This window comes from Morganella morganii, assembly GCF_041099235.1.
Taxonomy (GTDB): Bacteria; Pseudomonadota; Gammaproteobacteria; order Enterobacterales; family Enterobacteriaceae; genus Morganella; species Morganella morganii_E.
Map to the genome: position 1 here is coordinate 477619 of NZ_JBFZSO010000003.1, position 22407 is coordinate 500025.

General features: G+C 48.4%; 19 protein-coding genes and 1 pseudogene. 12 read left to right on the forward strand and 8 right to left on the reverse strand.

Annotated features, from left to right (window positions below; genetic code table 11):
• Positions 1 to 165, forward strand: a complete 165-nt coding sequence (locus AB7038_RS08320) for a hypothetical protein (RefSeq protein WP_004237547.1) — start codon at positions 1 to 3, stop codon at positions 163 to 165.
• Positions 166 to 202: 37 nt separating this feature from the next.
• On the opposite strand, the gene AB7038_RS08325 is transcribed toward AB7038_RS08320, so the two are convergent.
• Together AB7038_RS08325 and malX are read right to left on the reverse strand one after the other, a co-directional pair.
• Positions 203 to 1375 (reverse strand): MalY/PatB family protein, encoded by a 1173-nt coding sequence (locus tag AB7038_RS08325; RefSeq protein ID WP_369453096.1) that lies wholly within the window; start codon positions 1373 to 1375, stop codon positions 203 to 205.
• A gap of 50 nt (positions 1376 to 1425) precedes the next feature.
• Positions 1426 to 3042 (reverse strand): maltose/glucose-specific PTS transporter subunit IIBC, encoded by a 1617-nt coding sequence (gene malX / locus AB7038_RS08330; RefSeq protein ID WP_368888387.1) that lies wholly within the window; start codon positions 3040 to 3042, stop codon positions 1426 to 1428.
• A gap of 195 nt (positions 3043 to 3237) precedes the next feature.
• On the opposite strand from malX, the gene malI reads away from it, so the two are divergent.
• The 7 genes from malI (at position 3238) to AB7038_RS08365 (ending at position 11057) form a co-directional block, all read left to right on the forward strand.
• Positions 3238 to 4266 carry a Mal regulon transcriptional regulator MalI gene (gene malI, locus AB7038_RS08335; protein ID WP_072867938.1) on the forward strand — a complete coding sequence of 343 codons (1029 nt, stop codon included), beginning with the start codon at positions 3238 to 3240 and terminating at the stop codon, positions 4264 to 4266.
• Between the two features lie 170 nt (positions 4267 to 4436).
• Positions 4437 to 5342 carry an AEC family transporter gene (locus AB7038_RS08340; protein ID WP_349417977.1) on the forward strand — a complete coding sequence of 302 codons (906 nt, stop codon included), beginning with the start codon at positions 4437 to 4439 and terminating at the stop codon, positions 5340 to 5342.
• Between the two features lie 134 nt (positions 5343 to 5476).
• Positions 5477 to 6724: an adenosylhomocysteinase gene (locus tag AB7038_RS08345; RefSeq protein ID WP_369453097.1), complete on the forward strand. Its 1248-nt coding sequence runs from the start codon at positions 5477 to 5479 to the stop codon at positions 6722 to 6724.
• A gap of 121 nt (positions 6725 to 6845) precedes the next feature.
• On the forward strand, positions 6846 to 7502 hold the full coding sequence (locus AB7038_RS08350) for a Crp/Fnr family transcriptional regulator (RefSeq protein ID WP_262859189.1): 657 nt from the start codon (positions 6846 to 6848) through the stop codon (positions 7500 to 7502).
• Between the two features lie 69 nt (positions 7503 to 7571).
• Entirely contained in the window at positions 7572 to 8597 is a 1026-nt protein-coding gene (locus AB7038_RS08355) for a low specificity L-threonine aldolase (protein WP_368888385.1), read from the forward strand.
• A gap of 523 nt (positions 8598 to 9120) precedes the next feature.
• Positions 9121 to 9915, forward strand: coding sequence for an aKG-HExxH-type peptide beta-hydroxylase (locus tag AB7038_RS08360; protein WP_369453098.1), 795 nt, complete (start codon positions 9121 to 9123; stop codon positions 9913 to 9915).
• Complete coding sequence (locus AB7038_RS08365; protein ID WP_369453099.1) at positions 9915 to 11057, forward strand: MFS transporter; 1143 nt, start codon at positions 9915 to 9917, stop codon at positions 11055 to 11057. The genes AB7038_RS08360 and AB7038_RS08365 overlap by 1 nt, the downstream gene beginning before the upstream one ends.
• A 38-nt stretch (positions 11058 to 11095) precedes the next feature.
• Here AB7038_RS08365 and AB7038_RS08370 read toward each other — a convergent pair whose 3' ends face one another.
• Together AB7038_RS08370 and AB7038_RS08375 are read right to left on the reverse strand one after the other, a co-directional pair.
• Complete coding sequence (locus AB7038_RS08370) at positions 11096 to 11713, reverse strand: M91 family zinc metallopeptidase (protein ID WP_369453100.1); 618 nt, start codon at positions 11711 to 11713, stop codon at positions 11096 to 11098.
• 140 nt (positions 11714 to 11853) lie between these two features.
• Positions 11854 to 12738, reverse strand: a complete 885-nt coding sequence (locus tag AB7038_RS08375) for a DMT family transporter (protein ID WP_368888381.1) — start codon at positions 12736 to 12738, stop codon at positions 11854 to 11856.
• Between the two features lie 86 nt (positions 12739 to 12824).
• On the opposite strand from AB7038_RS08375, the gene AB7038_RS08380 reads away from it, so the two are divergent.
• From AB7038_RS08380 to AB7038_RS08395, 4 genes are all read left to right on the forward strand, one after another.
• On the forward strand, positions 12825 to 14162 hold the full coding sequence (locus AB7038_RS08380; RefSeq protein ID WP_369453101.1) for an aminotransferase-like domain-containing protein: 1338 nt from the start codon (positions 12825 to 12827) through the stop codon (positions 14160 to 14162).
• A 4-nt stretch (positions 14163 to 14166) separates the two neighbouring features.
• A complete protein-coding gene (locus AB7038_RS08385) occupies positions 14167 to 14613 on the forward strand; it encodes a GNAT family N-acetyltransferase (protein ID WP_369453102.1) in 447 nt (148 codons plus the stop codon).
• Positions 14614 to 15281: 668 nt separating this feature from the next.
• Positions 15282 to 17978 carry a magnesium-translocating P-type ATPase gene (gene mgtA / locus AB7038_RS08390; RefSeq protein ID WP_369453103.1) on the forward strand — a complete coding sequence of 899 codons (2697 nt, stop codon included), beginning with the start codon at positions 15282 to 15284 and terminating at the stop codon, positions 17976 to 17978.
• Positions 17979 to 18060: 82 nt separating this feature from the next.
• A complete protein-coding gene (locus AB7038_RS08395; RefSeq protein WP_369453104.1) occupies positions 18061 to 18546 on the forward strand; it encodes a GNAT family N-acetyltransferase in 486 nt (161 codons plus the stop codon).
• 13 nt (positions 18547 to 18559) lie between these two features.
• Here the strand turns inward: AB7038_RS08395 and AB7038_RS08400 are convergent, their stop codons facing one another.
• From AB7038_RS08400 to AB7038_RS08415, 4 genes and pseudogenes are all read right to left on the reverse strand, one after another.
• Complete coding sequence (locus tag AB7038_RS08400) at positions 18560 to 18967, reverse strand: hypothetical protein (RefSeq protein WP_247709288.1); 408 nt, start codon at positions 18965 to 18967, stop codon at positions 18560 to 18562.
• A 143-nt stretch (positions 18968 to 19110) separates the two neighbouring features.
• On the reverse strand, positions 19111 to 20232 hold the full coding sequence (locus AB7038_RS08405) for a ribosomal protein uL16 3-hydroxylase (protein WP_369453105.1): 1122 nt from the start codon (positions 20230 to 20232) through the stop codon (positions 19111 to 19113).
• A 356-nt stretch (positions 20233 to 20588) separates the two neighbouring features.
• Positions 20589 to 20684: pseudogene (locus AB7038_RS08410) on the reverse strand (transposase); the annotation flags it as partial.
• 155 nt (positions 20685 to 20839) lie between these two features.
• Positions 20840 to 21991 (reverse strand): hypothetical protein, encoded by a 1152-nt coding sequence (locus AB7038_RS08415; RefSeq protein ID WP_369453106.1) that lies wholly within the window; start codon positions 21989 to 21991, stop codon positions 20840 to 20842.
• Between the last annotated feature and the right edge of the window lie 416 nt (positions 21992 to 22407).

A 22407-nucleotide genomic window follows, 5' to 3' on the forward strand; every position in this document is an offset into this window, starting at 1 on the left:
ATGGCGGAAAACACCACCTCCGGGAAAATCCCGCCGGAAAAGCCGGTTCAGGATGAAAAACAGGAAGCGGTGAACACCGGCAGACCCGCAGATAAGTCGTGTCCCAGCTTACCGTTTTCCTATTTACGCCGCGCCTTGCGCAATAAGGTCGGCAAACACGAATAACCGGGGCGCAGAGAATGCGCCCGGGTCGTGCAAAAAATCAGCGTAATTTCAGCGCGTGAATTAGTTTATCCATGCCTGCGGCGAGCTTATCACGCGGGCATCCGGCATTGAGACGCAAAAATCCGCGTCCTTCCTCTCCGTAGGTATATCCCGGCATGATCGCTACTTTTTCCCGTGTGATAAGATCATATTGCAGGGCTTTATCATCAATATTCAGCGGGTTCAGGTCTATCCATGCCAGATAGGTGGATTCCGGTACCTGCCAGTTCAGCTGCGGAAATTCCGCATCCAGCCGCTGCTTTATATAGTCCAGATTAGCAAAGAGATAATCACGCAGCTCATCCAGCCATGGCGCACCTTCCCGGTAGGCCGCGATATGAGCGATAACCGCCAGTACCGCAGGGGAAGATAGCCCGTCACAGGCTTTCAGCTGATGAAAATAGGCTTCACGGGAAGCGGTATCTGAAATCAGCCCGTAAGCGCCGGTCAGTGCCGGGATATTGAAGGATTTGGATGCTGAGGTGAATAACGCCCATTCCCCGCGCCCGGTTTCAGACCACGGCGTGTGCTGATGCGGTGCACGGCACAGATCCATATGAATTTCATCACTGATCACCCGCACATTATGCCGCCCGCACAATTCTGCCATGGTGGTCAGTTCTTCGCGGGTCCAGACTTTTCCGGTCGGGTTATGCGGGCTGCACAGCAGCAGAATCCGTGTCTCCGGTTTTGCAAGCAGGGATCCCAGCGCATCCATATCGCACCACCAGCCGTCTGTTGTTTTTTGCAGCGGGCAGGGAATAACAGTGCGCTGATTGCCGGTGATCGTCTTATAAAATGCATCATACGCCGGGGTATGCACCACCACACCGTCACCTGGCTGTGACCACAGGCGGATCATCTGACTGACCATGTAAATCACCGACGGCCCGTACACCAGCGCCTGAGTATCAATCTGCGCCTGAAAGCGGGATGAAAACCAGTGTGCAACAGCGCTGAGAAAATCATTGTGCTGCCAGCGGCTGTAGCCGAATACGCCGTGCGCGGTGCGTTCTGAAATGGCTTTCAGGATCACCGGCGCGGTGACGAAATCCATATCTGAGATAGTAAAAGGCAGTAAATCCGCCTGACCAAAGCGATCCTGCACAAAATCCCATTGCGTGCAGTAAGTGCCATGGCGGTCAACCGGGACAGAAAAGAGAGAGGACATAGTTTCTCCGGAAAGAAAAACCGCACTGTCAGGCAGTGCGGTGTCAGTTATCAGGCGTTTTGCGGTTCCGGCTGAGCAGAATCAGGAGCATATTTCATCAGCTTTTCCAGTTCATCTTTGACAGACTGAACCTGCGGGCCGATAACCACCTGTAAGTTATGTTCATTCAGATGGACCACCCCGATCGCCCGTAATGCTTTGAGCTGCGCGTCATCCACTTTGCTCATGTCCTGCACGGACATCCGCAGACGGGTGATACAGTTATCCAGTGAAATAATGTTTTCTTTACCGCCCAGCGCAGCCAGAATGGCCGGAACATCATAGCCGGATTTCCCTGCGGAACTGCCGGTTGCCGGTGCGCTTTCTTTGGTGTCTGTATCGCGGCCCGGGGTTTTGATATTGAAGCGGGTAATGGCGAAACGGAAAATCGCATAGTAAGAAGCGAACCAGATAAAGGCCACAACCGGCACCATATACCACTTGGTCTGGATGCCGTGGAGAATGCCGAAGACCACAAAGTCAATCAGGTTACCGTCGGTATTACCGATAGTGACACCGGTAATCGCCATCACGGTAAAGCCCAGACCGGTCAGAATCGCGTGGATCAGATACAGGAACGGTGCGACAAACAGGAACAGGAATTCCAGCGGTTCCGTTGTGCCGCCGATAACGCAGGCGACCACCCCGGAGATCAGCAATCCCTTAATTTTATGACGATTTTCAGGGTGAGCACAGTGATACATCGCTAATGCCGCACCCGGCAGGCCGCCGAGGAATGCCGGCATTTTACCCTGAGACAGGAACTGAGTCGCGCTGGCCGCAAAGCCCTGGGTTTCCGGGCAGGAAAGCTGTGCCTGGAAAATGGTCAGTGCGCCGTTAACGGTATTGCCGCACACTTCCATGGTGCCGCCCGCTTCAGTAAAGCGGATTAGCGCTACCAGTATGTGATGCAGACCAAACGGCAGTAACAGCCGCTCACCGGAGCCGAAAATCATCGGTCCGAATGCCCCGGCGCTCTGAATCAGTTTACCTAATCCGTTGATACCCATCGCAAACCACGGCCAGATCAGCGGAACCAGCAGGCCGCACAGACCAAGTACCAGGGTGGTGATAATCGGCACAAAACGGGTACCGCCGAAGAACGCCAGGGCATCCGGCAGACGGATAGTATTGAAGCGCTCATGCAGCATATACACAATAATACCGACGATAACCGCACCTAGGATACCGCTGTCGATCGACTGAATCCCCAGCACATCGCGGATGTTATGGGCTTTCAGAATGGCAGGGTCGGTGGTTGGTAAAATATCAGCGGCAGTGAGGTAGAAGTTAGTGGCGAGGTTAAACACGGCAAAGCCGACAAACCCGGCAAATGCGGCTACGCCTTTGTTCTCACGCGCCAGTCCCAGCGGAATGGCGATAGCAAACATCACCGGCAGGAAACTGAAAGCAAATGAGCCGATTTTGCTCATCCAGGTGAACAGTAACTGGAAGACGGTGTGATCCAGAAACGGCAGCAGTGTCAGTACATCCCGGCTGCTGAGGGAACTGCCGATGCCGAGGATGATCCCGCAGAACGAGAGCAGCGCGACAGGCAGCATAAAGGTTTTGCCCAGTCCCTGGAAAAACTCCCAGAGCGTGACTTTTTGTTTTGGTTGGCTACTCATACGGTATCCTGTAAATGTCAGTGTGGTGTTGTGAAGGTAAAATAAGATAAAACGTTTTACCAAATTATAATAGTTGCCCGATCACAAAAAATAAACATGACACAGCAACCATATTTCGGAAATAGATAAAACGTTTTATCTGATTTTGTGTAAAATCCCGTGCAGTATCCTGAGCATAAGGAAATATCCGGCGTTATGAATCTCAGAAAAGTCACGATAGTCGATGTGGCGCAGCAGGCAGGGGTATCCGTGACCACGGTGTCACTGGTACTGAGCGGAAAAGGGCGGATCTCGCGGAAAACAGCGGAAAAAGTCAACGCAGCAATTGAAGAACTCGGGTATGTCCGCAATCAGCAGGCAGCCACACTGCGGGACAATATCTCCAATGTAATTGGCCTGATTGTCAAAGATATTACTGAACCGTTTTATGCGGAAGTCGCCGCCGGTGTCAGTGAATATGCAGAAACACAAGGCAAACAGGTCTTTCTGACTCAGTGCGGCAATTCTTCTGCCGGGTTTGCCCGCTCACTGGACAGCCTGATCCGCTACGGCGTGGACGGTGTGATTGTCGGCGGCGGAAAATTTCTCACCAATGATGTGGTTGAGCGGGTAAACCATTATCAGATTCCGATGGTGTGTGCGGCACGGGCCAGTGAGTTCTCCGGTATTGATGTTGTCCGCCCGGACAATGCCTCTGCCGCCAGAATGGCAACGGAATACCTGATCAAAAACGGTCACCGCCAGATTGCTTATTTCGGCGGTGAAAGTGACTCTCTCACCCGCGCTGAGCGGGTCGGTGGTTACTGCTCGACACTGGTGCAATACGGGTTACCGTTCCGCACCGAATGGATAGTGGAAACGGATAACAAACAGCAGAATATCATCCGCCGGGTATCTGAATTTATGTATCAGTATCCCAAAGTCAGTGCGATCGTCTGCCACAACACCGGCACGGCGCTGGGCGCGTATTTTGCCGCCCTGAGCACCGGTAACACGGTCAGACAGGGGGATAACGAAAGTTATTTCACTCAGGAAATCGCCCTGGTGGGGTTTGATGATATCGGCAGTGAAGCACTGTATGACATCCCGGTAGCCTTTATCACCCAGCCATCGCGGGATGTGGGCCGCAGTGCCGCAACGCGTCTGCTGCGGCGTATTGGTGGTGATAGCTCGCCGCCTGCAAGCGTGACACTGTCACCCGGATTTTCCCAGCTTAACGGATAATGATATCGCTGCGGACTAACATATAACCCCGGCAAAGCGTAGTGCGTTTTATGCGCAGCGGCGGATAAAATGTAAAAACGCGATCAGCGATACAAAACCGGCACTGCTGCTCGCGTAACCCGTTGTTCCTGTTATGATGCAGAAATACTGTTCTTGCCGGATTTCCGCTGATGTTCGCAATTCTGATGACATTATGGCCGCTGTTTGCACTGATTCTGCTCGGCTGCATTCTGAAGCGGCGGCCGGTTTTCGATGCCGGGTTCTGGAACGGCGCGGAAAAGCTGAACTACTATATCTTATTTCCGGCACTGCTTATCAACAGTCTGGCTGTTGCTCCGCTGGATAATCCGCAACTGCCGAAACTGGCAATCGCACTGGTGATTATGCTCGGGCTGGCCACTGCGGCATTTGCGGTGGTAAAGCGTCTGCGCGGAATACCAACGGCGGAATTCGGTGTGCTGCTGCAGGGGGCGATTCGCTTTAATACCTATCTCGGGTTATCCATTGTCAATGATTTTTACGGTCCGTCCGGTGTGGCGGTCGCTGCAGTGATCCTCGCGGTACTGGTTCCGCTGTGTAATATCATTTCCGTGATTGCGTTATCTGAATTTCAGCAGTTATCGCTGCGCCGCCTGTTGTTACCCATTCTGACAAACCCGCTGATTATCTCCTGTATTATCGGTATGCTCCTGAATGTCACCGGCACCGGGCTGCCGTATAACACCAGCCAGTTTGCCGGGCTGCTGGCCGGAGCCAGTCTGCCGCTGGGGCTGTTGTGTGTCGGGGCGGCATTGCAGACAGCGACCATCCGCTATTCCGCACTGAAAATCAGCCTTAACAGCCTTGTCCGCCTGTGTGTTATGCCATTGCTGGCGATTGCGGTAGCGACCGTGATGGGATTAACCCAACTGGAATATCAACTGTTTGTGATCTTTTTTGCCATTCCGACCGCACCGACCGCCTATATTTTATCGCGTCAGCTTGGCGGTGACAGCCAGCTGATGGCCGGGATTATCACGTTTCAGACCATGGTTGCCGTGCTGACACTGCCGGTGGTTCTGACGATGATCACCTGAATAACCTGAGAAAAAATAATGACGTCTGTTATCAAACTCTTTTTTTTCTGATTCAGGGCAAATGCCCTGGAGACCCCGGCAACCTCCGGTTAATGTGGCTTATCCCGTGATAAAAGACGTATGCAGGAGTTGCCATGGTTACCAGTATTTATAAAGATCTCTCCTTAGCACCACAGGGTGAGCAAAAAATCACCTGGGTTCGCGCTCACATGCCGCTGCTGCGCGCACTGGAACAGCGCTTTACACAAGAACAGCCGTTTGCCGGAAAACGTATTGCGCTCTCTATTCACCTGGAAGCCAAAACCGCCTATCTGGCACGGGTTCTGGCAGCAGGCGGGGCTGAAGTGTCCGTCACCGGCAGTAATCCGATGTCCACCAAAGACGATATTGTGGCGGCACTGGTTGTCAGCGGCATCCATACATTTGCCATTCACGGCGCGGATGCGGAAGCCTACCGCAACTTTGTAAAACAGACTCTGGCCTGTGAACCGCACATTGTTATTGATGACGGCGGTGACCTGGTGCATGAACTGCACAGTCTGTATCCGGAATATGCAAAACATACTATTGGTGCCTGTGAAGAGACCACCACCGGTGTTCTGCGCGCAGTTGCCCGTGAAAAAAGCGGCGCACTGAATTTCCCTGTTTTATCTATTAACGGCGCGCAATCCAAACATCTGTTTGATAACCGCTACGGCACCGGACAATCCACCTTTGACGGCATTATGCGCACCACCAACCTGGTTATCGCCGGGAAAACCGTGGTCGTCGCCGGTTACGGCTGGTGCGGTAAAGGTTGTGCTATGCGGGCGAAAGGGCTGGGTGCGGAAGTAATTGTCACGGAAGTTGATCCGATAAAAGCCCTGGAAGCGAAAATGGATGGTTTTGCAGTCATGACCATGTCTGCAGCGGCACCGCTGGGTGATATTTTTATCACCGCCACCGGCTGCTGTGACGTGCTGACATCCGGACATTTCAGTCTGATGAAAGAGGGTGCCATCATCAGCAATACCGGGCACTTTGAGGATGAAATCAATCTGACCGATCTTCAGCAATTAAGTGACGGTGTCACAATTGCCCGTGAGAATATCGAAGGTTATACCCTGAAAAATGGCCGCACACTCTATTTGTTAGGCCGTGGTGCGCTGGTTAATATTGCCTGTGCGGACGGGCATCCGGCAGAAATTATGGACATGAGTTTTGCCCTCCAGGCACTCAGCGCCGAGTATCTGCTCAGCCATGATCTGGAAGCGAAAGTCTATGATGTCAGTGATGAAATCGACCGCGAAGTGGCGGCACTGAAATTACAGGATATGGGCGTTTCACTTGATAATCTGACCACTAAACAGCAGCAGTATCTGAACGGCTACGAGCTGAAGTAATCTGACTGACGGGCTGCCGGTAATCTGCAGTCCGTCAAAACCGGCGTTTACCGGTTCAAACCTGTTGTTAACCATGCTAACGTTTACCTACTGATTATCCCGTCCTGACAGATATCGCCACATGCAAAATACAACCCCGTTTCGTGAATTATGGCTGAAATTCAGCGAAGAAGAGCTGCTGCCGGAGGCAGACGGCCTGCTCCGTGATGCGCCGGATGTTGTCAGAAACAGTGTAACCACACTGCATATCTATAACGGACAGAATCTGATTTGCCAGGGCGACCCGGCTCAGGCGGTTTATATCATTCTGGACGGCGAGTTTATTGTTAATAAGCAGGCGGAGAATGGTAAACAGGTCGGGCTGACATTCTGCTACCGTGGTGAATTTCTCGGGGAGATGGAGGCGATTTGCCGGCAGGCATACCGTTATGATGTGATTGCGCTGTCAGACTGCCGTGTACTGCGGATGCCGGCGGCAACATTTCTGTCCTGGCTGTCGCAGGATCACCGCCTGTCTCTGCTGCTTAACCGCCAGCTGGCAAAACGCTGCCTTATCAACGGGGAACAGCGGCTGATGAATGCGGTTGATTCCATCGAAAACAATCTGCTCTATATGCTGACACAAATCAGCGGCCATCAGATCCATCTTCCCCGTGACATGCTGGCCAGCATTCTCGGTACATCGCGGCGTCATACCGACAAAGTTCTGCTGCGCCTGAAAACACAGGGAAAAATTACCCTCAGTGAAGGTGTGATCGGGCTGGTAAAACCGGACTGAACTGCGATCCGTGCCATTGTGCGCCGGTAAGTATAAGCATAGTATTACTGCACACTATCGGAGGAGCATATGTACCGTTTTCAGAATGATTATAATGAAGTTGCACATCCGGCTGTTTTAAAAGCCATTACTGACACAGCAGGCCACCGCCACGACGGTTACGGCACGGATACGTTATGCGGTGATGCCGCAGCGCTGATTAAACAGCGGATTGGTCAGCCGCAGGCTGATATCCACTTCTTTAACGGCGGTACTATCACCAACCTGACGGCGATTTCCCATTTTCTGCGTCCGCATCAGGCGGTGATCTCCGTCAGTACCGGCCATATTGCGACCCATGAAACCGGGGCAATTGAAGCGACCGGACACAAAGTCATCACCGTATTTTCCCCGGATGGCAAACTGACACCCGATCATCTTAAACCGGTCATTGCCGAACATAATGATGAACACTGGGTACAGCCGAAACTGGTCTATATCACCAATTCCACCGAGATCGGTACGGTTTACCGCAAAGCAGAATTGCAGGCACTGCGTCGTTTCTGTGATGAGCACGGGTTATGGCTCTATCTTGACGGCGCCCGTCTGGCATCAGGACTAATGTCCGCACAAAGTGATCTGACGATTGAAGATATCGCGGCACTGACAGATGCGTTCTATATCGGCGGTACCAAAATTGGTGCGATCGCGGCGGAAGCTCTGGTGATCAATAACCCGGCGCTGAAAGATGATTTCCGGTTCAGTATCAAACAGAAGGGAGCGCTTCAGGCAAAAGGCTGGCTGCTGGGTGCACAGTTCCTGGCGCTGTTTGCAGACGATCTCTATTTCTCATTAGGCAAACACCTCAACAGCATGGCCGGGCAACTGGCGGCATTCTTTACGGAGCAGGGTTTTACCTTCCTGGCACCGCCGGAATCCAACCAGGTCTTTGTTATTCTGCCTTCCGCACTGGCAGAAAAACTGAAAAAACAGTTTGTTTTCCATGAAACGCTGTTGCAGGAACCGGGAAAATCCTGTCTGCGTCTGTGCACCTCGTGGGCAACCACACAGCATGATATCGATGACTTTAAAAAGACATTTTTGTCATTGATCTGAGTGCCCGGATAGTCTCCGGATTGACAGAACCACGCAGTGGAAACACTGCGTGGTTTTTTTATACTTCATATTGTGGCAATTATTTATTTCATCATTATTCCTGCTTATTTCCGTGATATTGATTCAGAAAAATAACACTCACTAAAAAAAGTGTTTTTTAATCGTTATTTTTATTCTAGGGTTTAACAGTAATCTGAGTACACAGTACATCCATTCATATAATCTGTTATTAATAAGGAAGTGAAATAATGAAAAAATTAGACAGAAGTAAATTACTGAAAATAAAATCACCATTATCAGGATGGTCATTCAGTAAATAACAAATACACTAACTAATTGATAAGCCATGTCCGTAAAACGGGGCATGGCTTATCCGCCTGACGGACACTGTTATATGATAAATATGACCTTTTCTGATTATAAACATCAGTATGCTTATCAGTATTTTTCTGATGAAGTCTATGAATCACTTAATTACTTATTATCCTATTATCATTTGCCCGAAATAAATTCAGAGGTTCCGTTGTCGTGGCAAAATTGTGCTATTCATTATATCGCCGGTAAATATGCGGAAGATGATGAACATGCGGATGCGGTAACTTACCTCAATCAGGTGATGCGAAAGAAAACGCCGTTACCACTGACAATCTCACCGCTGGCATCCGCCGATCATTCATTGGCAGAAAAGATGATCCTGAAAATTATCCGCGAGGATAAACAACTTGGTTTCGGCTATTGTGATGATCCGGTACTGGCAGCAGCGGAAACGGAGAAAATAACACAGGCGTTATCCGTTATTCGCCGCTGTGCACCGGAAACCGGCAATGAAATTGACCGGTTTATCCATCAGATATATCTGACCAGGGAAACGGCAGACGGCTCTCGTTTTATGCGTTCCGGTACCAATTTCTATATGTGGGGAATGATGTTTGCCTATATTCATCCGTCACATTCGGTCGCGTATTATATTGATATTCTGGCACATGAATGCGGACATACGGCACTGAATATCCTTAATGCGGGTGATCCGCTGGTACTTAACCCGGCGGATGAGGTCTTTGCTGCGCCACTGCGTGATGATGACCGGCCGATGATCGGTATTTTTCATGCCTTGTTTGTATTATCCCGCATTTGCTATGTATTTTCTGAAATTATCCGTAACAGTGACGGTATACCGGAGCCGGAATACTATGACCGGCTGAGCAGTAATCTCGAAAAACTCCGTAATACGGCTGATAGTGTCAGGCAGCATGCCATACTGACGGAAACCGGAAGCGATATTTTCACAACTATCTGCCGGCGCTGGAATCTCAGCTGATGCAGATTTACCGGGCAGTTTTTGAGCGGAAAAGCAGGGCGATTAATATCTGCTTTTTCTTTAATGCGCTGGGCTCCGGGTTACTGATGCCGCTGTCATTACTCTATTTTTCCGGAAAAACACTCAGTGAAAAAGAAATCCTGTATCTTGGCACGATTAAATTCTGGTCATTTTCACTGGCGTATTTTTTTATAATTCCGCTGATAAGCCGGTTTAACAGCAAAAAAACCATTGTTTTTTCACTGTTGCTTAAATTGCTGTCACTGTCATTTTTGTTTATCGGACAAACATTTTATCTGTGTACTGTGGTGATGCTGGCAAACGGTCTTGCCACCTCCGTATTTTCTGTGGCAGCAAAATACTATATTAAAGCCACTTCAGAAAATATCAGCGAAAGCTTTTCAGTACGAATGACGCTGAATAATACCGGCGCTGCAGTTGCACCGGTACTCATTACATTGTGTATCTTTTTTTCACTGCCTTTTCCATATGCATTACTCATCCTGACCGGGATTTTCATGACGGGTATTCTCTTTTCAGTAAAGTTGTATTCCTGTCCCGGGGAAGCGGTAAACCATTTTCATTACCTTCATTTTTCTGATCTTACCGGCGGGGACACTGTTCTTATTTTTGTGGTCAGTGTTATTTTTGCCATGCTGTATTACAGCTTTGAAGTGATTGTACCGCTGGAATTGATCCGGGCAGGGGCTGACTATCTGATTGGCCCGGTTTTGCTGTTTAACACATTGGTGATTATTGTCTGTCAACTCCCTGTATACCGTTACTTCACTGAAAAATGGGGCATTATTACCGCACTGATGGTTGCGACAGGGCTATGTATTCTTCTTTTTGTTCCGTGGTTCTCCGGTATTGCAGAACTTCCCGGGCTGTTATTGATTGTGCTTGGCGTCACACTGCTGGAGATGTTTTACGGGGCAGGCACCGACACACTGATCACATCGGCAGATTCGCCCCGTAAAATTGCCGTACTCGACGGTATCTCGGGTATTTCTCTGGCAATTGGAGCGGCAATGACAGCGGCAATTTACAGTGATTCAGTGCTGTTTTTACCGCTGGTCTTTGCGTTGTATCTGCTTGCAGCGGGAGGACTGATAACACAGAGATCCGGTCATGACCATTAAGCACTGAAATAAGCATACCGGATATTCTATCGGTCCCGTTATAAACTGACTCTCAACGGAACTCCCAATTCTCCGCGAAATTTATTTTCAGAAATCTCTTCGGCGATGAAAGTCCCCAAACCAACGGTACGGAACTCTTCTTCCCATAATGGCAGGCGATTATCTTTAATACCGTCAGCCGGGAAAATGTCTATGCGTTCACCCTGAAGATTATGAAGCACATGCACCAGTTCGTGATATAAAATAACAGCATGCAGTTGTCTTTCCTCCATCCCGAGTCCAAGGTCAGGCCGCAGCCCGGTCAGTGCAAAATTGCAATGTAAATCAGAGCCTGTACCCCGGCCATTCACCGCATCTTCAGAACAAAGCGGTTTGGCTCCCAGTATTGGTGATGTAAGGTATACCACCAGCTTTTCTGATTTAAATTGCAACAGTGTTTCAATACAATTGAGTAGTATGCGCCCGGAGTCAGTGCTGTTAACTAAATCCATCGCACCATTAAAACGTAAAAATTGAATGAAGTTACTGTCCTTAAATATGAGATTTTCACAGTATCGGATCAGGCTGACATCTGAAGTCTTTCTGCATTCCGCTAAATTCTCCGGTGAAAACGAAACATCCGGTGCCGGGGATGCTGTAACAGAACCAAGTTTCATAAAACCTCCGTGTAATATGAATAGTCAGCGGGATATCGTTATACTCTGTCAACTCTCAGGATAGCGCAGACAAAATGCATAACTTTCAATAAATACACCGTTCTGCTGTTAATCTTCAGAAAATACTCTGTTCGTTGCGCTTACCGGGAAAACCGTTTTGAACCGGCAACACAGGCGATCACACCACACGTGGATGCAATCATCACTGAACTGACAGTTTCATCCAGTAACCACGCAGAAAGCACCAGTCCAAAAAACGGTTGTAACAGCTGTAACTGACTGATGCCGGTAATACCGCCTTCTGCCAGCCCCCGGTACCAGAAGAAAAACCCAATCAGCATACTGAACAGGGAAACGTAAATCAGTCCGCCCCAGGCTTGTACCGGTATTCCGCTGAATGTCACCGGCAGAAAAACAATGCTCAGAATCAGCATCAGCGGCAGAGAAAGCACCAGCGCCCAGCAGATCACCTGCCAACTGCCGAGAGGCCGGGAAAGACGGGCACCTTCCGCGTAACCCAATCCGCACAGCAACACGGCCGCAACCATATACAAATCCCCGGTCAGGGTGCTTTCACCGCCCTGAAACAATGCAAATCCCATGACAAATAAACTGCCAAGAACAGAAAAAAACCAGAACGCGGGACGCGGACGTTCATTGCTGCGCAGCACACCAAACAGTGCTGTCGCCAGCGGTAACAATCCCAGGTACACAATCGAGTGTGCTGAACTGACATGCTGAAGAGCCAAGGCTGTCAGTAACGGAAACCCGACGACGACACCTGCTGCCACAACGATCAGCGACAGCAGATACTTCGCAGCAGGCAGACGCTGGCGAAGAATGGCCAGAATGAGCAGAGCGGCAATACCGGCAATCGCTGCGCGGGCAGTTGTCAGAAAATCCGGGGCAAAACCGATGATTCCGGCCTTGGTGGCGGGCAGGGAGCCGCTGAAAATCAGCACGCCGATAAACCCGTTGATCCAGCCGCGTGTTGAGCGGGAAACCGTTGTCAGTGCATTATCCATCCTGTACTCCATTAATTACGTCTTGTTATCACGGAGAGTAATACGGATAATCATGACAATCAAAAAATTGTCATGGATACATTTGTATGGCAACACCGCGTTATAAACAATACGTCGATACCTTTGCAGTCCGTATCCGTAACGGTGAACTGGCAGCCGGAACACAATTGCCGACTCACCGTGCTTTTGCTGCTCAGGAAGGGATATCATTAGTGACAGCGTCACGCGTGTATCAAGAGCTGATCAATCAGGGGCTGGTCATCGGTGAAACCGGACGGGGAACATTTGTCAGAGATATCAGTTTATTACCGGTTACCGGTATTGAATGTGATGTCACACCGGCAATGTATGACCTTAACTTTATCTATCCGGAAGTCACGGAGCAGACCACATTACTGCGCCGCACCCTGCGCCGGTTATCCATGAGCGGCGACCTGGAAAGTCTGCTGCATTATCTGCCGCATGCCGGACGGCAGCAGGAGAGAAACGTTGTTGCGGATCATTTGAAATTACGTGGCTTTTCTGCCGTTGACCCGGATACTGTTGTTATGGTCAGCGGTGCACAGCACGGCCTGGCCTCCATTATTCTGAGCATGTTCAGCCCCGGTGATGTGATTGCAGCGGATGCACTGACTTATCCCGGCTTTAAAGCACTGGCACAAACCTGTCATATCGAATTGGTTCCGGTGCCGGTTACCCCGGAGGGCCCGGATTTGGCGGCGCTGGCACAATTGTGTCATCAGCGGAAAATCCGCGGCTATTTCACCATGCCGACACTGCATAATCCGCTCGGCTGGGTAATGGATCTGACATCCCGCAGGAAGCTGATAAGTCTGGCCCGGGAAAACCATTTTTTTCTGATAGAAGACGGCTCCTATGCTTTTCTGCAGAAACCGGCACCGGCTCCGCTGGCAGAATTGGCACCGGATATCACATTTTATGTCACCGGATTTTCCAAAAATCTCGCCACCGGCCTGCGGGTCGGGTTGGTGGTTGCGCCTCCGGGATATGTTGCTGAGCTGGAAAAAATCATCCGCATCACCACCTGGAACACTCCGGCACTGATGACCGGTATTGTCCGTGAGTGGCTGGAGCAGGGAGAAGCCGAAAAACTGGAGCAGAAAAAGCGCCGCGATGCCAAAGCCCGGCAAAAAATTGTCAGCCGGATTTTTGCTGATTTACCTCATATCGCACATCCGGCCGGTTATTTTTTGTGGATCCCGTTACCGGAAAATGTGCGCTGCGATGCGGTTATCAGCCGTCTGAGAGCGGCCAATATTGCCGTCAGTCCTGCAGAGTCTTATGCCGTAACCCGTGATATCCCGCAGGCTATCCGTGTGGCGGTCAGCACACTGCCGTATAATGACCTGGAATCCGCACTAATGACGGTCAGAGACACCATTACCTATCTGATGGATTTATGATGTTATGAAAAGCATTCACGAGTGGCATTACCAGCACTATACCGTAACAACGGATATTACCAGGCTGGATACCGGTAAAATTCATGACTATCTGACGCATTCCGCATGGGCGGAAGGGATCAGCCGGGAGTTGGTCAATGAAAGTATATTGAACAGCCTGTGTTTCGGGTTATTTGCCGGTACAGAACAAATCGGTTTTGCACGGGTTGTCACCGATGGGGTCACATTCGGGTATCTCTGTGATGTTTATATTATCGATGAATATCAGAAACAAAGACTCGGCCGCTGGCTGATGGAGTGCTGTCAGTCACATCCGGTGATGAACCGGCTGAGACGCATTATGCTGGTTACATCGTCAGCCCCGTGGTTATATGAAAAATCGGGTTACAGCCCGATCAACCGGGAGAATTATATCTGGCAGATTGTCAGGCCGGATATTTATAAACAGTGAAAGGGATACTGTTTCATCGTATATACTCTGTTAAATCAGTATGTTGTTTAATTAAATAATACTATTATATATATTGTTCCCCCATCAGAGAAAACGATTTACTTTGTGATTTTACGGGAATATACTCCATGTGTTTATTTCTTGCGGAGAACACGTAATTGGACAGTCATAGATTATTTATAAAAATACATTGATCCTGCCGGTAATTCTGTTTTCCTCTGACTGCCGGCAGTAATACTGCGGCAGTACCTCTCTTTATAATGGTACTTCCTTATTTAATTTCGCTTATCTTTCACGGGATAGGCCCGAAAGGACGGATTTATCATGAATCTCTATATGCTGGCGTTATTCCCTCCTAACTGATTGTTTTTCGGTTAATTAAATTTAAATTGCCGTGCTTGCGCACCGTATCCTGCTATTCCGTTTATTCAGAACGGAAAGGGCATGGCTTTTTATTAAAAAATCCACAGTACGTATTCATTTATGAATAAGCGTACAGGCTATCTTTTGCTGATAAGGAATATATGGACACACCACCCGGGCCCGGAAATATACCATTTCCCGGGCTGTCCGTTATCATGACAGTTATTTAAATTAACTGTTAAATCAGACAGTCCGGTGAAAAATAAATGACTCAGTTTATCTGAGGAAATAAAAGGAATCGTACCATGACTGTCAACGTTAACCGCACTGTCACTCCGGCTGTGCGCGATAATAATACTTTCCCTGCTGCGGTATATGCCGCAAAAACACCAGACGAAACATTAGCAGAATTACATTCTGATATGCTGGGGCTGGATGAATTTGATGCCCTTGACCGCCTGATAGAACATCAGGAAAACGTGGTGGCACATGACAAAGCACCTCCCGCGTTTATTCAGTTTATTTCCGCATTTCATAATCCGTTTATTTATGTGTTGCTGGTGCTGGCCGTTATCAGCTTTATGACGGATTACCTGATCCCCCTGCAACAGGGCGAAGAAACAGATCTCACCGGTGTACTGATCATCGGAACGATGGTCTTCCTGAGTGTGGTACTGCGTTTCTGGCAGGAATACCGGACCAACAAAGCCGCAGAAGCCCTGAAATCACTGGTAAAAACCACCGCCACCGTACTCCGGCGAAAAAAAGGGCGATCTGTCCGGGCTGAGCTGCCGGTAAAATGTCTGGTTCCGGGGGATATAGTGGTTCTGAGTGCCGGGGATATGATACCGGCGGACTTACGGCTGCTTCGTTCCCGTGATCTTTTTATCAGCCAGGCCATTCTGACCGGGGAATCGATTCCGGTGGAAAAATATGATACCCGGGGAGATATCCATGAAAAAGATGCAGCAACAATAACAGAAAACGGCCAGTCACTGACGGAATCGGGCAATATTTGCCTGATGGGTACCAATGTGGCCAGTGGCACGGCTCTGGGTGTTGTGGTGGCAACCGGCGACAAAACCTATTTTGGCTCACTGGCGAAATCCATTGTCGGGACACGCTCACAGACGTCATTCGATCGCGGGGTTAATAGTGTCAGTATCCTGCTGATCCGCTTTATGTTAGTGATGGTGCCGGTTGTCCTGCTGATTAATGGATTCACTAAAGGTGACTGGTTTGATGCCACACTCTTTGCACTTGCTGTCGCAGTCGGGTTAACCCCTGAAATGCTGCCGATGATTGTCAGTTCGAACCTGGCAAAAGGTGCAATTGCAATGTCACGGCGAAAAGTTATCGTTAAACGGCTGAATGCAATACAAAATTTTGGTGCGATGGATATCCTGTGCACGGATAAAACAGGAACGCTGACACAGGACAATATTATCCTCGAGCATCATCTTGATACGGAGGGTAATACCGATGAAGCCATACTGGGACTGGCGTGGCTGAACAGTTTTCACCAGAGCGGCACACGTAACCTGATGGATCAGGCGGTCATCCGTTTCGGGCGCGGCAAAGCCGAAACAGAGTCTCTGCACAATTATCAGAAAATTGACGAACTGCCGTTTGATTTTGTCCGCAGACGTCTGTCTGTGTCAGTAAGAAAACCGGATGGTACCGCTTTGCTTATCTGTAAAGGTGCGGCGGAAGAGATGCTGGCGTGCTGTTCTCTGATCCGGACCGGCAATCATATTTCTCCTGCGGATGATGAGAAAAAACAGGCCATTATGGCGCTGGTCAATCATTATAATGAGACCGGATTCAGAGTTCTGTTACTTGCCGAACGTGTTCTGGACAGCAAAGAGCAGGGATTGCCGCTCTCCGCAGACAGTGAACAGAATATGATTTTATGCGGAATTCTGACCTTCCTGGATCCGCCGAAAGACAGTGCGGCAAAAGCCCTGAAAGCCCTGAAGCATAACGGGGTAACGGTAAAAGTACTGACAGGGGACAATGCGATTGTCACAGCAAAAATCTGTCGTGAAGTCGGGCTGGATGCCTCGATGAGTATCAGTGGTGATCAGTTGGCGCGCCTCAGTGATGAAGAGCTGAAACAGGTCGCACAAACACACACTATTTTCTGCAAACTGACGCCGCTGCAAAAATCAGCCCTGGTCAGGATTTTACAATCAGCCGGCCATACCGTTGGTTTTCTCGGGGACGGTATTAATGACGCGCCGGCATTACGGGACGCGGATGTGGGGATTTCCGTGGACAGCGGAACGGATATCGCCAAAGAATCCGCAGATATTATCCTGCTGGAAAAAGATCTGATGGTTCTGGAGGAGGGGGTTATTAAAGGGCGTGAGACATTCGGTAATATCATTAAATACCTGAATATGACCGCCAGCTCTAACTTCGGTAATGTATTTTCTGTTCTTATTGCCAGTGCCTTTATTCCGTTCCTGCCGATGCTGGCCATTCAGTTACTGATCCAGAATCTGCTTTATGATATGTCTCAGCTGGCGCTGCCGTGGGATAAAATGGATAAAGAGTTCCTGCGCAAACCCCGTAAATGGGATGCAGGCAATATCCGTCGCTTTATGATTTGGATTGGCCCGACATCGTCTGTATTTGATATCACCACTTTTGCATTATTATGGTTTGTTTTCGGGGCAAACAGTCCGGACAGCCAGGTCTTATTCCATTCAGGCTGGTTTGTTGAGGGATTATTATCACAAACGCTGGTCGTACATATGCTGAGAACGCAACGGATCCCGTTTATTCAGAGCACAGCAACACTACCGGTATTATTGGTTACCGGGATTGTTATGACCATCGGGATCTGGCTGCCGTTTTCACCCATCGGAAGTTATATCGGGCTTGAGCCGTTACCGTGGGAATATTTCCCGTGGCTTGCTGCCACGCTGGTCAGCTATTGCGGCCTGGCGCAAATCATGAAGGGCATTTATATCCGCCGTTTCGGAATGTGGCTGTAAGTTAAGATGTGCTGTACCTGTTATTCAGCTGATTTTTTCTGAATAACAGGTACAATCAGAGCGTAGAAATAAAAGGAATACTATGCGCTTAGAATTTAAACGGCTCACTCAGATAAAACCGGCCGATATCACGGCACTGAATAATCACCCGAACGTTTTACAGCAAATGCCGCTGGGCAGCCCGGATTTTGATGATGAAAAAAGCCGCAACTGGGCAAAAGAAAAAGACGCTCAGTGGAATATTAACGGATATGGCCCTTGGGCATTTGTGATCGACGATGTATTTGCAGGCTGGGGAGGGCTTCAGAAAGAAGGTGATGATGCTGACCTGGCGCTGGTACTTCATCCTGATTTCTGGGGAACGGGAAAAATCATCTGTGATGAAATTATCCGCCGTGCATTTGATGAAATGCACTTAAACAGTATCACCATTTTATTACCGTTATCCCGAAATGTTTCGCGGTTTATAACACGTTACGGATTTCAGCCGGATGGCTCTGTTAACTACGATGGTGTGGATTTCCGGCGATACCGGTTATTTTCAGATCATACAGGCGGATATGATTGAATAGCGATAGATTTTATTTGTAATTTATAATCTGATATACAAAATATCCCGCTGCCAGCGGAATGATAAACGGAATAATAAGCATCAGATACAATGCGCCAATCCCCCGGGGGCTGCTGCCATTAATAACATCCTCAAATGTTGATTCTGAAAAATAATGACGAAGAACATCATCACTGCATTTTTTAGCAAACGGAAATAAAGGTAAGCAAATGCAGGCATAGATTATCCATAAAAAATGAATGGTTACATTATCATTTAATGAATAAATAAACATGCCAAAAACCAAAAGGCCAAGGAAGGATTTACCCCAAAAATCCCAACTTCTGATAAAAAGACGAATAGGGTGTTGTCTTTTTTTATTTGCTATATGGCGCTGTCTTATCTTTTCTTTTGTATAGTATCTGCCACTCTTACTCATTGAACTATCTCATAAAAAAGGAAATATTTGAGAATGAATATCCGGCCAATCTATCATGGTTGAGAGTAGTGAACGAGCGTTTTTTGGAGCGCTGAGATAAAACACCCATCAGCAGGTGTTTTATCTTGTCCGGCAGATGTGACTTATTCCTCGAAATACCAATATCCCTGATTGATAAATTCGGTTAATTCCGCAACAAAACCCGGGTTCGCCAGTGCTTCACCGAGTTCATTCACGCCGACTTCTGTTAACCGGCACAATGTATCTGCACCTTTAATTTCTGTGGTCATCCAGCCTTCGGTATTAACGAAGAAATGCTCACCGATGCGCATAACACGCAGCCCGCTCAGTCGTATCAGTTTTTCACCGGCATTCAGAGCACTCAGTACTTCTTCCGGCTGATACGGCGGTTCCGAAGGTGCAATATCCAACTCATGGCGCGGGGTCGTTGCAAAACGACCTAACCACTGTTCAAAATCACCGGGCTTGTTGATCATTTCAATCATCATGGCACGCAGGCGTTCAACCTCATAAGATTCCATTGAACCTGAGTTTTCACGTACTGTCAGGTCAGGATCGCCATAATTGACGCCACCCAGATCCTGTTCCAGTGCATAGTCTGCAAAGCTGCTCAGCAAATCACGTCCGGTCGGTCCGCGAAAGCCGACAGAATAGTTCATAGTATCTTCGAAGGTGAAACCATCGTGAGGGAATCCCGGCGGAATATACAGAATATCGCCCGGCGCCATTTCCACATCAATAATCGGTTCAAACGGGTCGACATGCAGTAATGCCGGGTGAGCACAGAACTGACGCATGGGAAGGGCATCACCCACACGCCAGCGGCGACGGCCCATGCCCTGGATAATGAAAACATCATAGTTATCAATATGTGGTCCGACACCACCGCCGGGCACCGAGTAAGAAATCATCAGATCATCAAGACGCCACTCAGGCAGCACACGGAACGGTTTCACCAGTTCAGCGGCAGGCATATGCCAATGGTTGACAGCCTGTACCAGCAATGACCATCCTTTTTCGCCTAAGTGGCTGTAGTCCTCAAACGGACCGTGACTTGCTTCCCATTTGTTATCAATAAAGCTGACCAGGCGGCTGTCAACTTCCGGCTCCATAGCCAGACCGGCCAGTTCATCCGGCGTGATAGGGTCGGCAAAATCAGGAAATGCATTTTTCAGTACAACGGGTTTTTTCTGCCAGTATTTTTCTAAAAATTCAGGCCAGTTAAGATTCAGTTTGTTAACCATGTGACCACATCTGTATGAGAGTAAATAAGCGGTAATTATAGAAGCAATGCGCTGTCATATTTTTGTTTGGGGTCAATAAAAAAAGGAACGTGGATAGATAAAGAAAGCCCGCGGTGATCAGTTATTGGATGGGCAGAGACAAAAAGCCATTATCAGGGATAAAGGAACCAACATGATTAGCCAGCCGGAGAGCCGGATTTCGTTAGTCCATACCTTTATTCGCATAATGTATATTATGTTAAATGACATAGGATCATGATTAATAAGGACTAGTCCGGCTAACGGCTATCTTTAGTGTGTTATCCCCTCATACGGCGACAGCCTGTGTCCACTTCCCCTTATCTGAAACAGCCCTGGATTCCGTTCTGACGGCAAATTTCGTCGATCTCCATACCGGAGTCAGCCAACTTTAAAATACTGACGATCTGCGATTCGGTAAAATGTGCTTTTTTTCATCATGACCTCTGCTGTTTTCAGGGCAGAAAAGGAAAACAACGTCTGCCTGTGCGTATCGTCTGATTTTATGTATGATGTACGGGCCTGTGGCAGACGTTTCCCGTATTATCGTGAAGCCCTGGTGATAAAAATAACACCCAGCATCAGGTACTTAACGCCGTAATGAGCCATCTTCATTAATCAAGCGCTCTCCTCTTTCAATTTCTGCCCAACGGACAAACCAAAACCAACAATCCTCTCGGTTATGAGGTGCTGTCTCAATAATATTCAAAGCCACCTCCCTTGAATAAGGTTTTAGAAAACTAGCTATGTAGCGTAACGTATTGGCCTCAAATACTCCGTTAAGTGCGCGCGAAATCAGGGTTTCATGTACAGTTTTATGCATTGGATTCGCTCTGGCAGCCAACCGGAATAAAAGCTTATTTTGATCAAACTCGCACGCGTGTATACATCGTTGGAGTGAACTTACAGGAAAATGTTCGAAATTCTCAGCAAATACCTGAGGGATTAGTGATGCTAAAATCGGTGATGAAAACATATACTCTAGTAACTGAGCATTGTATGAGGCTTTTCCACTCAATGCCTTAAGTATCGACTCTGTTCGTTTGATATTACCCATATTATGCAATACATAATCGACAGCTAATTCTGGTGAGTAGGCCAAAATTTTAGATGTAAAATGTTCCTCCCATGGACGCTCAATAACTATTTTTACTATCCAGTCAGAAAAAGCAAAGTTTTCACCATCAGGGGTTTTCACACACAATTCAATGCCGGCCTTCTTACACCATTCCTTATAAAGCAATAATGCGTGATGGAGATGGTATCCTGGAAGAGCGTTAGGTTGATCCACAATAAATTTCACGATATGTGGTACGCCTACTGGATATACTCTCGCGGTAGCATTTAATACATCTTGCATTGCCATTGGTTGCATGGGGCTCCCAAGCCGACTCCAGATTTCACTGATGAGTGAGTCTGGTGCATTTTGGAACCATCTCATGTTAGAAAGTGTAGAAACATAGTGAAGATCTGCAAAAGATGCCGGTAACCGCTCAATCATTTCCGGTAACATAGCTTCACCATGACGTGCAATCAATACCCGCCAGCCTGCCTTGTCATGTCCTCCAGTAATCCAAGATCTAGCCGTTTTGTCATCGATTTCAAGTGATAGCACGTCGGCAAGCATGTGATGTTGTTTATCCCCACTACTACTTAGCGCTACTTTTTGGAAGCGTGATATCCAAGGGGAACCTTTTTCAACAACAGCATATCCGAGCAGTTCTTGCGCACGATTTCCCATGGTAGGGAACTTGGTCAATAATAGATAAAATATGTCATCATCACCGCAATTTATAATGACTCTATTCAGATCGAGCCAAGCGCTAGAATTACGAACAATCACGGTTTCAATTAATCGTTCGTATTCAGTAGCAATAAAACGAGCGAGATCTTTATTGTTTCGCCGTGTTGCAACGGCGCGTAGTTTCCAAGCATATGAGGCTACGATAGTGTCAATATGTGGTTGAACCCATGGTGGGATGCTGTTACAACAGGCTAGAGCGGTAACTGCAGCTACTCGCCAATCGACTTTGGCATCTATCGCAACTTGTTCTAACCATGGTACCCACTCATTCCCCCCTGTAGTGGTTTAATAAATTTGGCCACCTGAACAGAGGTGATATGCTCACCTCAGAACAACACAGGTGCCTTAATGAA